Source organism: Sphingopyxis sp., assembly GCF_965279755.1.
Classification (GTDB): Bacteria; Pseudomonadota; Alphaproteobacteria; order Sphingomonadales; family Sphingomonadaceae; genus Sphingopyxis.
This window is the reverse complement of the sequence record NZ_OZ257261.1, coordinates 1,875,684-1,887,500: the sequence shown is the minus strand read 5'-3', so window position 1 is coordinate 1,887,500 and position 11,817 is coordinate 1,875,684. Positions and strand designations below refer to the sequence as shown.

Annotated in this window: 12 protein-coding genes (1 of these 12 cut by a window edge); 5 read left to right on the top strand and 7 right to left on the bottom strand. The window is 65.4% G+C overall.

What is annotated here, in order from left to right; all coding sequences use genetic code 11:
• Positions 1 to 591 carry the end of a lipopolysaccharide biosynthesis protein gene (locus ACQY80_RS09205; RefSeq protein WP_428678424.1) on the top strand. Its footprint begins 930 nt before the window's first position, so the window shows 591 of its 1,521 coding nt (coding positions 931–1,521); the start codon falls outside the window, past its left edge; it ends in the stop codon at positions 589 to 591.
• A gap of 23 nt (positions 592 to 614) precedes the next feature.
• Here the strand turns inward: ACQY80_RS09205 and ACQY80_RS09200 are convergent, their stop codons facing one another.
• Positions 615 to 1,040 (bottom strand): CBS domain-containing protein, encoded by a 426-nt coding sequence (locus ACQY80_RS09200; protein ID WP_428678422.1) that lies wholly within the window; start codon positions 1,038 to 1,040, stop codon positions 615 to 617.
• 120 nt (positions 1,041 to 1,160) lie between these two features.
• On the opposite strand from ACQY80_RS09200, the gene ACQY80_RS09195 reads away from it, so the two are divergent.
• Both ACQY80_RS09195 and ACQY80_RS09190 read left to right on the top strand, forming a co-directional pair.
• On the top strand, positions 1,161 to 1,469 hold the full coding sequence (locus ACQY80_RS09195) for a hypothetical protein (protein ID WP_428678420.1): 309 nt from the start codon (positions 1,161 to 1,163) through the stop codon (positions 1,467 to 1,469).
• Positions 1,459 to 1,851 carry an acyl-CoA thioesterase gene (locus tag ACQY80_RS09190; protein ID WP_428678419.1) on the top strand — a complete coding sequence of 131 codons (393 nt, stop codon included), beginning with the start codon at positions 1,459 to 1,461 and terminating at the stop codon, positions 1,849 to 1,851. The genes ACQY80_RS09195 and ACQY80_RS09190 overlap by 11 nt, the downstream gene beginning before the upstream one ends.
• Here ACQY80_RS09190 and ACQY80_RS09185 read toward each other — a convergent pair.
• The 6 genes from ACQY80_RS09185 to hisS all read right to left on the bottom strand — a co-directional run bounded on the left by ACQY80_RS09185 (position 1,844) and on the right by hisS (position 9,144).
• Entirely contained in the window at positions 1,844 to 3,454 is a 1,611-nt protein-coding gene (locus ACQY80_RS09185; protein ID WP_428678417.1) for a DUF4139 domain-containing protein, read from the bottom strand. The genes ACQY80_RS09190 and ACQY80_RS09185 overlap by 8 nt on opposite strands.
• Positions 3,455 to 3,464: 10 nt before the next feature.
• The gene (locus tag ACQY80_RS09180) at positions 3,465 to 4,850 is read right to left on the bottom strand and encodes a DUF4139 domain-containing protein (RefSeq protein ID WP_428678415.1); all 1,386 of its coding nucleotides are present in this window, start codon (positions 4,848 to 4,850) and stop codon (positions 3,465 to 3,467) included.
• An 88-nt stretch (positions 4,851 to 4,938) separates the two neighbouring features.
• Positions 4,939 to 5,769: a DUF4167 domain-containing protein gene (locus ACQY80_RS09175; RefSeq protein WP_428678413.1), complete on the bottom strand. Its 831-nt coding sequence runs from the start codon at positions 5,767 to 5,769 to the stop codon at positions 4,939 to 4,941.
• Between the two features lie 240 nt (positions 5,770 to 6,009).
• A complete protein-coding gene (gene prmC, locus ACQY80_RS09170) occupies positions 6,010 to 6,837 on the bottom strand; it encodes a peptide chain release factor N(5)-glutamine methyltransferase (RefSeq protein WP_428678410.1) in 828 nt (275 codons plus the stop codon).
• Positions 6,830 to 7,897 carry a peptide chain release factor 1 gene (gene prfA / locus ACQY80_RS09165; RefSeq protein WP_428678407.1) on the bottom strand — a complete coding sequence of 356 codons (1,068 nt, stop codon included), beginning with the start codon at positions 7,895 to 7,897 and terminating at the stop codon, positions 6,830 to 6,832. Before prfA ends, prmC begins: the two co-directional genes overlap by 8 nt.
• Entirely contained in the window at positions 7,897 to 9,144 is a 1,248-nt protein-coding gene (gene hisS / locus ACQY80_RS09160) for a histidine--tRNA ligase (RefSeq protein WP_428678404.1), read from the bottom strand. Before hisS ends, prfA begins: the two co-directional genes overlap by 1 nt.
• A gap of 93 nt (positions 9,145 to 9,237) precedes the next feature.
• On the opposite strand from hisS, the gene ACQY80_RS09155 reads away from it, so the two are divergent.
• Together ACQY80_RS09155 and ppa are read left to right on the top strand one after the other, a co-directional pair.
• Positions 9,238 to 11,163, top strand: coding sequence for a M61 family metallopeptidase (locus ACQY80_RS09155; protein ID WP_428678401.1), 1,926 nt, complete (start codon positions 9,238 to 9,240; stop codon positions 11,161 to 11,163).
• Between the two features lie 90 nt (positions 11,164 to 11,253).
• A complete protein-coding gene (ppa, locus tag ACQY80_RS09150; protein ID WP_428678398.1) occupies positions 11,254 to 11,790 on the top strand; it encodes an inorganic diphosphatase in 537 nt (178 codons plus the stop codon).
• The last annotated feature ends 27 nt before the right edge of the window (positions 11,791 to 11,817 follow it).

Below are 11,817 nucleotides of genomic sequence, written 5' to 3'. Positions count from 1 at the left end.
CTGGTCGCGGCGCCCTTCTATTGTGGGCTCGCCGTCGTCGCGGCGCCGATGGTCGAGACCTTGTTCGGGCTGAAGTGGCTGGGGATGGTTCCCTATATCCAGCTGCTCGCGCTCGCGCTGATCCTGATGACGGTGCAGATTCTCTTCGCTCCGGTGACCAACGCGCTCGGCAAGCCGTCAGTCTCGATGTTCGCGGCACTCGGCGGCGCGGTCATCTTTCCGACGACCTTCCTGATCGGGGCGCAATGGGGGCTGGTCGGCCTCGCATGGGGCTGGCTGATTGCAGCGCCTTTGCTTCTGATGCTGACCGCCCGGCTTTCGGCACCGCTGATCGGCGTGTCGCTGTGGGATATCGTGAAGGCGACGCTGCCGGGACTCGTGCCAGCGCTGGTGATGGCGATCGCGGTCGGCTTCGCCGGCGAAGCCCTCGCCTTGCTTGGCTGGGCTGCACCGATTCGCCTCGCTCTGCTCGTCGGCCTTGGTGCGCTTCTTTACGGGGCGTTGCTCTGGTTCCTCGAGCGCGAGGCGCTGAACGAAGTGATTCGCGTCGTGATTCGCCGTCAACCGTTGGCGGAGACGCCCCCGGCCTGACCACGCCTTACATCGCAGGATAATTACGACGCTATATAATCGCGCATCGCCGCCGCTTCGGCCTCGATCCGGTCGATGCGATATTTGACGAGGTCGCCGATCGATACGAATCCGACAAGCTGACCACCATCGACGACCGGCAGGTGGCGGATCCGCTTTTGCGTCATTTGTGACAGCGCGCCGATGACCGCCATGTTCGAATCGCAGGTCACCGGTGATTTCGTCATCACCTCGTCAAGGCTGCGGTCGAGCGCCTCGGGACCATAGGAGGACATCAGCCGGACGAGATCACGTTCCGAAAAAATGCCGACGATCACGTCATTCTCGACGACCGGCACCGCGCCGATGCGATGCTGGGCCAGAAGGTCGATCACCGCACGCACCGAATCGCCCGGCCGCGCCGCAATGACTGCGCCCGTCCGTTCCCGAAGAATCGCTCCGATCGTCATAGGTGCCGCTCCCTTCTCGTCTTCTCTGTTGCCCGGCAAGCCTATCATGATTCGCAGCAAAGCCGAAAGGGCGGGCTTTGCAGCTTGGCCTCCGCGACGGGTTGGTTCATGGAAGCGCGCATGGTCAAACCCTCGCCGCTCGACGACCGCACGACGTCGGAAATCGCATGGGCACGCTATCGCCGGCTGATGCGCGGTATGGCGCTCGTTTCGCTTGCCGCCGTGATCATCGCGCTCGCGTGGCTGCGCTACACGCTCGGCGACCAGTTCTCGATCCACATGGTCATCGCGACCGCGGCGGGGGTCGGCCTGTCAGTCATGCTCGGCGCCGCGCTGATGGGGCTCGTCTTCCTGTCGAGCGGCAGCGGCCATGACGAATCGATCGAAGACCCGTTCGAAAACGACCCGGATATGAATCATGACCGATAATGTAGCGGACTGCCCGCGCGACCCGATCCTGCGCGTCGTCCCCCGCCCCGCCGACATCAACGCCAACGGCCATATCTTCGGCGGCTGGGTATTGAGCCAGATGGACATCGCGGGCGGCATCGTCGCCGGGCGCGAGGCGCAGGGCGCCGTCGCGACGGTCGCCATCGAATCGATGGAGTTCATCGCGCCGATCCTGCTCCGCGACATCATCTCTATCTACGCGCATATCGAGCGGCGCGGCCGCACCTCGCTCGCGATTCGGCTCGAAGTCGTCGCGACGCGCGACGGCGGAAGGACCGAGGCGCGCGTGACCGAGGGCGTTTTCACTTTCGTCGCGCTCGACGCGAATCATCGCCCGCGGCCGTTGCCGCCGGTCACTTGACCCGGAAGGTCTGAACGATCTGGTCGTTCGCGGGGACGCGGACGCGCCAGACCCACGAATCGCCGCGCCGTTCCCAGCCCTCGGGCTCGGGATCGATTCGCTGGGGGATCAGCATTTCGACCTCGGCGTCGAACGGCCGCGCATTCGTCAGCGTCACTTGCCACAGGCGGCGGTCCTTGTTCTCCGGATCGATCTGCACGACGGTCTGCGCCTGCACCGCCGGGCTGGGGCCGATGTCATAGTCGACGCGTTCGTCCTTTGCCTTGTCGCCGATCTTCGCCTCGCCGACGAGCAGGCGGCGACCGCCGACCTCTTCGAACACCGTCGCCATTCCGGCGGGCAGCGCGAAGCCGAGTCCCTCCGATTCGCGATTCTGGACGCGCAGCCGGGTCATCAGCGGGATCGGTCCGCCGCCATAGCTTTGATAGACCGTCCCCGCATAAAGCTGTTCGACCGCGACCTTGTCGCTCGCGAGCAGCGCGACCTGCTTTTGCCCCTTCGCCGACACATCGACGCGGAACGGGATGCGATAGAATTTGAGATCGCCGAGATCTTCGGGCGGGGGCGGTGGGGCCACGACGGGTGGGGGTGGCGGCGCAGGTGGCGGGGGCAGCGACGCGTATGCGCGCCGGTCGCGCCGGTTCGCGAATACGGCAACCTCCTGCATCGAATCCTGCACCGTTTCATCTTCATATTCGATGATCGGCGGCAGCTCCCAGCGCGGATGCGTGCTCGTGATATCCATCGGCCAGCATCGCAAGATCAGTGGCCCCGGCGTACTGCGCGGCAGCGGCGGACTGTACATCTTGTTCAGCCGACCCGCGATCACGTTCATCTGCGCGTTCGGAAAGCTCGTCACCCCGCCGTTGCCGACAGTGATCCAGCCGGTCAGCCCCAGCGTCTTTCCGTCACCGGCGCGGTCGGCGACATAGTTGGCGGCCCAGTCGAACCCCTCGGCGAGATAGAGAAGCTGCACCGTCACCGTGCGCGCGGCCTTGCTTTCGACGAGCACCGACAGCGTCGGCTTCGCCGACAGATCCTTCGGCACCCGCGGATAGAGCATCCGTTCGGGAAGCCCGGCGCAGCCGAGCGCCTCATAGCCGTTCGCGGTCTGCACGATCACGCCGCCGGTCGGCCCCGCCTGAATCAAAGCTTCCTGTTCGACGACCTTGCCCGTTGCACGGTCGGTGCGGCGCAAGGTCACGCTGCGCTTGAGATAGGCGTCGACGAGCCCGGCCGGCGAGAGCAACCGCGCGTCGCGATTCTTTTCGATCACCCCGTCGGGAAGCCCGCTCAGCACAGCGGTTTCGGGGAGCAGTCCTTCGGCGACACCCTCGAACCGCAGCACCGACACGCCGGCGGGCAGCGTGACCTTCCGCGTTTCGGTGACGAAGGCGAAGCCCTGCGGCCAATTGGGATCGATCCCGCCGCCGCCGCGATTCGGTGCGCGATAGACCGTGACCGCGACATTCGCGATCTGCGACGAGACGACGACCGGCCGCTCGCCCGTCCGGGCGCCCGTCTGCGCGCCCGTCTGCGCGAGCGCCGACACCGGCGCCATCAGCGCCGCCGCATAGATCAGCAGGGGCCAGGCCCGCGCCATCGTCGTTCCCTTAATAGCGCGTGTCGAAGGTTGCGGTCAGCTCGGTCTTGCCATTGGCCTTCACCGGCACCTGCCATTCGACGCGGTCGGCCGAGACGCGTTCGCCCTTAAGGCTTTCGTCGCTGATCCGGACGTCGCCATACAGGCCGTCCTGCGCGACGAGTACGGTCACCGTGTCGGGCCGCGCGTTGGTGACGACATATTTCATCTTCGTCACCCAGCGCGAATCGCCCTTGCGCGTGCGCGAGACGACAGTGGTCTGGACCTTCACGTCGAACGCATCGCCGGTGCGCAGCGACATCGCCGACCCCATCGGGGTGTGGTCGATGCGATTTTCGCCAATGAACTGCGGGTCGCCACGCGCATCGCGCATATAGGCGCGGATCGTGCCGGCGGGCAGCTGGTCGCCGAGACCGCCCTGTTTCGAGGTCGAGAAGCGCAGTACGCTGGCGGTGCTCACCGGATCGGTGCTGCTGCCGAGCCAACGGTTGACGAATTCATAGGTCGAGCGCGCGGGCGCGCCCTTCACGTCGAGGAAGCTCACCTGCTTCTGCTGCGCATTGGCGATCGTCGTGCGTTCGGTGAGCGGGTAGAGATAATAGTCGCCGAGCCGTTCGCGATTGCTGCTCTCGGTCCCCGCCGAATCCATCGTTCCGGCGAGCTGGCGGAACCCGCTGCCGCCGCTGTTCGGATTGCCTGCGACCAGAAGCGTGCGCGCGTTGTTGAAGGTCGTGCCGGTGCTGTTGGTCAGCGTCACCCAGCCCTGAATATCCATCGCGCCCTTCGCGGCGTCGAACAGCGCTACATAATCGGCGGTCCAGCCCAGATTCGGCGTCAGATAGGAAAGCCGTGCCGGAACCGTCCCCGCGTCGGTCGCATCGACCGTCACCGACAGCGTCGGGCGCGCGCGAAGATTGGGCGGCAGGCGGTCGAACACGGTACGGACCGGCAGCCCGTCGTCGCGCAGCACTTCGATCCGGTCGCCGATCTGGAGGACGATGCCGCCGTTCGCGGCGAGCACCTTCGCGCGCTCGCTGCGTTCGACCCCGGTCGCGGGATTGGTGCGGATCAGCGTCACCTGCTGACCGACCGCCTTGTCCATCAGCTTGTCGGGGGTGAGCAGGTCGAAGTCGAAATTCTGTTCGACGATGCCGATCCCGGGGCCCGACAGGGTCACCGTCTCGGGCCGGATACGCGCCGACACGTCGGGAAACTCGATACGGTTGCGGCCGCGCGTGACCGCCAATTGGCGGTCGTCCTGCACCAGCGACTGGCCATTGTTATAGATGGTGACCGCAACATCGCCCTGCGCGTTGCCAAGAACCGCGTCCTGCGCGGCGGCAGGGCCGGCGCAAAGCGCCAGCGTCAGCAAGCAGGCGCCATTCAAAGCACGCATGAAAAACCTCCCCCGGACCGATGTCCGGGGGAGGCTATGGCATGTTCTTCACAAAAACCAGCGCGAAATCGCGGGTTTATCTGGAGCCCTATTCGGCCGCTTCGACGCCCGTGTCGCGCGTCGCCAGTGTGCGGCGGGTCCGGCGCGGCTTGGGCGCGGGTGCCTCGTCGGCGTCGCCAGCCTCTGCCTCGGCAGCCGGTTCGGGACGGCCGATCGCCGGCGGCAGCACCGCGGTGTCGATGCCGCCATTGCCTTCATCGGCGTCTGCGGCACGCGCACGGCGCGGACCGCGGCGGTTGGCGCGCGGCGCGGGCGCCGCTTCCTGGGTAGCTTCGCTCTCGCTGCCTTCGTCCGCGCCGTCACCAGCGTCGACGTCAGCGCGATTGCCGCGATTCTCGTCACGGTCGCGGCGGGTGTTGCCACGCTCACGCGCCGGACGATTGCCGCGATTGGCGTCGTCGTCACGGTCGCGGCGGTCGCGACCATTGTCGCGGGCGACTTCGCCCTCGCTCTCGCTACGTTCCGGAGCTTCGCTCTCGAAATCGCTGTCGTCATGGCCGTCGAAATCCTCGACCCCGCGGATCTCGCGGTGGCGGTCGTGGCTGCGTTCCTGGCCGTTCGCCGCCGCCTTTTCTTCCTGGCGAATGCGGAAATCGCTCAGCACGCGGAAATAATGGTCGGCGAACTGCAGATAATATTCGGTCTGGACCCGATCGCCCGAAAGCTGCGCGTCGCGCGCAAGGTTCCGGTATTTTTCGATCATCTGGGCCGCGTTACCGCGTGCCCGGCTATCGATACGATTGGCCTGATCGGCACCGCCGCGTCCACCGGACTGCGAGCGGTTATTATTGTTGTTGCTGTTATTGTTGCGGCCGCGACGGCGACCGCTCTGCCGGTTGTTCATGTTCAACTGAGACATCCTGATAAGCTAATAAGCTACGCCAACCCCGTTTTGGCCGACTGCGCCAAATGTGCGCGTCGCGCCCGCGCCACTTGCGCGGTTCTTGCCCTTTACCGCTTGCACCGGGCTCATGACCCCGCACCAGCATCGTAAGTGGGAAGCAGATCGGCCGGACCAGTGAAGGTATCGTGCCGGGTCTGTGAGCCCGCCCCTACAGCGCTTTGTGGCGGAAACCAAGCAAATTCTTGTGCGGGGACATCAGGCGCGGGTCAGCAAAAGCGCCCTGTCGCGGCCGCCGAGATCCTGCTTGCAGGTGACGGCAAATCCCGCCGCTTCGGCGAGCCCGGTTACCGATATGCGTTGCCGGTGCCCGATTTCAAGGACGGCCACCCCTCCGGGGGCCAGAAGCCGCCGTAAATCGGGAATAATCCGGCGATAATCGGCGAGACCGTCGGCTCCCGCGAACAGCGCACCGGCCGGCTCGAAGTCGGCGACATCGGGCATCAGCTGCTCGCAGTCGGCGATATAGGGCGGATTGCAGAGAATGAGATCGAAATCGCCCGCGACCTGCGCTGCCCAATCGCCTTCGCAAAAGACCGCGCGATCTGCCAATCCCAGCGCCCGGGCATTTTCGCCGGCCAAGGCCAGCGCCGCCTGCGACGCATCGACGCCCAGCCCAACGGCCTCCGGAAGCTCTGATAGCAGCGCAAGAAGCAACGTTCCCGGTCCCGTCCCAAGGTCGAGCAGCCGCAATGGCGCATCCTTGGCATCGATCCACGAAAGCGCCGCCTCGATCAACGTCTCGCTGTCGGGCCGGGGGATCAGCGCACCGGGCCCGACCTTCAGCCGGATCGTCCAGAAATCGCGATAGCCGACGATATAGGCGACAGGCTCATGCTTGAGTCGTCGTTCCAGCAGCCCGGAGAAATCGGCAGGGATCTCGAAGCGCGCCGGATCGAGCAGCAATGCCGGCCGCTCCACTTCCAGCGCATGGGCCATCAGCAATTCGGCATCGAGCCGCGGCGTGTCGGATACGCCCTCCAGCCGCTGCGCCGCCTCGCGCAGCGCGGCGCGGACGTCAGTCACCCAGTCCCGCCAGCCGCTGCGCCTGATCTTCGGCGATCAGCGCGTCGATCAGCTCGTCCATCTGGCCTTCCAATATTTCGGGCAGGCGGTGGAGCGTCAGGTTGATGCGGTGGTCGGTCACGCGCCCCTGCGGGAAATTATAGGTACGGATGCGTTCGGAGCGGTCGCCCGATCCGACCATCGACTTGCGCGCCGACGCCTCGGCGCTGTGGATCTTTTCGCGCTCCAGATCATAGAGTCGCGCGCGGAGCACCTGCATCGCCTTGGCGCGGTTCTTGTGCTGGCTGCGCTGATCCTGCTGAATCACGACAAGGCCCGAGGGAATGTGTGTGATGCGGATCGCCGAATCGGTCGTGTTGACGTGCTGGCCGCCCGCTCCGCTCGCGCGGTAGATATCGATCTTGAGGTCGTTGTCGTTGATCGCGACGTCGACTTCCTCGGCCTCGGGCAGCACCGCAACCGTCGCGGCGCTGGTGTGGATGCGCCCGCCGCTTTCGGTCACGGGCACGCGCTGGACGCGGTGGACGCCGCTTTCGAACTTGAGCTTTGCGAACACGCCCTGCCCGCTGACCGACGCGACGACTTCCTTGTAGCCGCCAACCTCGGTTTCGTTCGCCGAGATGACTTCGACCTTCCAGCCCTGACCATCGGCATAGCGGCTGTACATGCGCAGCAGATCGCCCGCGAACAGCGCGGCCTCGTCGCCGCCGGTGCCGGCACGGATTTCGAGCATCGCGGCGCGCTCGTCGGCGACGTCCTTGGGCAGCAGCTTGATCGCCAGATCATGCTCGGCGGCGGGCAAAGCCTCCTCAACCGCGCCGATTTCCTCTGCCGCCATGGCCTTCATCTCTGGATCGGCGAGCATCTCGTTCAGCGACACGAGTTCGCCGCGAAGCCGTGTCACCTCGGCCGCGGCCCTGGCGACGGGTTCAAGCTCGGCGAATTCCTTCGACGCCGCGACGAAATCGGCCGGCGCCATATCGCCCGTCGCCATCCGCGCCTGCAATGCGGCATGACGCTCGATAATGGCGTCGATCTGCTTTTCGGAAACCTGGGCCATCAGAGCGCGCGGACGAGCGCCTCGATCGCCTTCGCACGATCGCCTTCACCGCGGACGTTGACATGCGCCGCTCCATCGCGCGCGCCGACCGAAATCAGCGCGTGCGCGGGAATCTTCGCCGCCTTGTCGAAGCGCTTGCGCGGAGATCCGCTCGCGACGATTTCGGTCGCGAAGCCGCCGGTTCGCAGCGCCGCCAGCGCCTTCATCGCAAGCATGAGCTGACTGTCGTCCTCGACCGCGATCACCGCATCGAGCCGGTTGTCGATGACATCGTCGGCGAGCAGCATCGCCAGTCGCTCGATCCCGCCGGCCCAGCCGACCGCCGCCGTTGCCGGACCGCCGAGCGTTTCGATCAGCCCGTCATAGCGCCCGCCGCCGATCACGGTGCCCTGCGCGCCCAGCCGGTCGGTGACGAATTCGAACGCCGTGTGGCGATAATAGTCGAGCCCGCGCACCAGACGCGCGTTGCGCTCCCACGCGACGCCCGCGGCATCGAGCCCGGCGGTTACCGCGCCGAAGAAGTCCTGCGCTTCGCTCGTCAGAAACGCGTCGATGTCGGGCGCGCTGTCGGCGATCGGGCGATCCTTCGGATCCTTGCTGTCGAGGATGCGGAGCGGATTCTTGTCGAGCCGCGCGAGACTGTCTTCCGACAGGTCGCCGCGATGGCTCATGAAATGATCGACCAGCGCCGCACGCCAGCCGTCGCGGCTCGCCGCATCGCCCAGCGTGTTGAGCGCCAGCGTCACGCCTTCGGTGATCCCCAGTTCCTTCAGAAGCTGGTCGGCGAGCACGAGCAGTTCGGCATCGGCGAGCGGGCTGTCGCTGCCGAGCACCTCGGCGTCGAGCTGGTGGAACTGGCGATAACGGCCCTTCTGCGGGCGCTCGTAGCGGAACAGCGGGCCGTGCGTCGCGACTTTCAGCGGCGCGAACTGCTGCCAGCCGTTCGAAATATAGGCGCGCGCGATTCCCGCAGTAAATTCGGGGCGCAGCGTGATCGATTCGCCGCCGCGGTCCTCGAACGAATACATCTCCTTCGACACCACGTCGGTGGTCTCGCCCAGCGAGCGCGCGAAGACCGCGGTCGGCTCGATCACCGGCACCTCGACCCGCTTGAAGCCATAGAGGCGGCGCACCCGGTCGAAGGTGTCGACCACATGCTGGAAGCGGTCGGCGAAATCGCCCAGCATGTCCTGGGTGCCGCGCACCGGCTGCGGCGTCGCAATCTTGGCGGGTTTGTCCTTGCTCATGGCCGCGGCGTCTAATGGTTTTTCGTCGAAAGGCAAAGCACGCTTGCAGAGCGCTCGCTGGACCTTCCGGGCTTTTGGCGGCAGAGTTTGGCCATGAAAAATACCCTGTTCGCCGCGTCCGCCCTGATCGCCCTCGTTCCCGCCGCCCACGCGCAGGAGGGCAACAGCCGTCCGCAGCCCGTGGTCCAGCCGCACAGCATCCCGCTCCCCGCCGACAAGGCCTATCCGGGCACGATGCTGCTCAAGGTCGACGCGACCGATTATATGCGCGGTATCTTTCGCGTCCGGCAGACGATTCCCGTGGCCAGAACGGGCAAGGTCACCCTGCTCTATCCGCAGTGGCTGCCCGGCAAGCACGCCCCGCGCGGCGCGATCGCCGAAATGGCGGGGTTCAAGGCCAGCGCCGGCGGCAAGACGCTGAGTTGGACGCGCCAGCCGACCGACGTCTACGCCTTCGACATCGACGTTCCGGCGGGCACGAAGAGCATCGACGTCGTCTTCGATTTTCTGTCGCCGACGCGCACGACCGAAGGCCGCGTCGTCGCCACGCCGGCGATGATGAACCTTCAATGGGAACAGCTGAGCCTCTATCCCGCCGGCTATTTCACGCGCGGAATTCCCGTGCAGCTGGAGGTGACGCTGCCCGAGGGCTGGACCGGCGCCGCGGCGCTCGACGGCCTGAAAGTGTCGGGCAATCGTTACAGCTATGCGCCGACGAGCTATGAAACGCTGGTCGACAGCCCGATGTTCGCGGGGAAATATTTCCGCAAATGGGACCTTGGCCAGAATGTCACGCTGAACGTCGTCGCAGACGAGGCGAAATATCTGGAGGCGAAGCCCGACCATGTCGCGCGTCACGCGGCGATGGTTGCCGAAACGATCGCGCTGTTCGGAACGAAGCATTTCGACCGCTATGAATTTCTTCTCGCACTGACTGACGAGCTTGGCGGCATCGGGCTGGAACATCACCGGTCGAGCGAGAACAGCCGCAACCCCGATTATTTCACCAACTGGGATGACAATGATTCGGAGCGCGGACTGCTGCCGCACGAGTTCACGCACAGCTGGAACGGCAAGTACCGCCGCCCCGACAAGCTGTGGACCCCCGATTTTCGCACCCCGATGCAGGGCAATCTGCTCTGGGTCTATGAAGGGCAGACCAGCTTCTGGGACCTTGTCCTCGCCGGCCGCTCTGGGATGCAGTCAAAGGACATGATCCTGTCCGAATGGGCCACCAACGCCGCGAACTACAGCGTCCAGGCAGGGCGCGAATGGCGATCGGTCGAGGATACGACGCTGGACCCTGTAATGGCAGCCCGCAAGGCCCGCGCCTTCCCCGGCGCGACGCGCACCGAGGATTATTACAATGAAGGGTCGCTGATGTGGCTGGATGCGGACATGATCATCCGCACCGGCACGAACAATGCGAAGAGCCTCGACGATTTCGCCAAGAGCTTCTTCGGCGGCAAGCCCGGCGACTGGGGCGAGGTTACCTATGATTTCGACGATGTCGCCGCCGCGCTGAACGCGGTCTATCCCTATGACTGGACAAAGTTCATGCGCGAGCGCATGCAGCTGCCCGGCCAGCCCGCGCCGGTCGCGGGGATCGAACGCGCCGGATACCGGCTCGCATGGCGCGACGCCCCGAATGCCTATGACAGGGCGCGGATGTCGCGCGCCAAGAATTACGACCTCACCCACTCGCTGGGCATGACGATCGACAAGGACGGCGTCGCCGGGAGCATCCAGTGGAATGGGCCGGCGTTCAAGAACGACATTATCAACGGGACAAAGATCGTCGCGGTTGACGGCATGGCCTATGCCAAGGATCGCCTCGAAGCCGCGATCCGCGCCGCGACCGACGGCAAGACCCCGGTGCGCCTGCTCATCGAGCGTGGCGGCCGCTATCGCCAGATCGAGATCGACTATCATGGCGGCCTGCGCTGGCCGCATCTCGAAAAGACCGGAGCCGGCCCCGACTGGTTCGACCAGCTATTGGCGCCCAAACGCCAGCTTTGACCTGCTTCGCGGCTTAATAGCCTCGACTTTGCGCCGCGTCCGGCGCTAAAGGCGCGCGCGAATCCAAAAACAAAAGGACTGCATTCTCCCATGCGCATCGACCTGATTCCCGCCGGCGACAGCCCGCCCGACAGCCTCAACGTGCTGATCGAAGTCCCGATCGGCGGCGAGCCGGTGAAATATGAGTTCGACAAGGCCAGCGGCGCGCTGTTCGTCGACCGCTTTCTCCACACCCCGATGCGCTATCCCGCCAACTACGGCTTCATCCCCCACACGCTGGGCGAGGATGGCGACCCGCTCGACGCACTGGTCGTCGCGCGGTCGCCCATCGTCGCCGGCGCGGTCGTGAAGTGCCGTCCGATCGGCGTGCTCAAGATGGTCGACGATGCCGGCGGCGACGAAAAGCTGCTCTGCGTCCCCGTCAACAAGACCTTCCCCTATTATGACAAGGTCGCGAGCTACAAGGATATGCCCGAGATCGTGCTCCAGCAGATCGAGCATTTCTTCACCCACTACAAGGATCTCGAACCCGGCAAATGGGCAAAGCTCAACGGCTGGGGCGACCTCGATGAAGCAAAGGCGATCATCGTCGAAGGGATCGAGCGCGCCAAGAAGGCCGGCTTCTGATTTCTCGCGCCGTCCCGCCACAGGGCG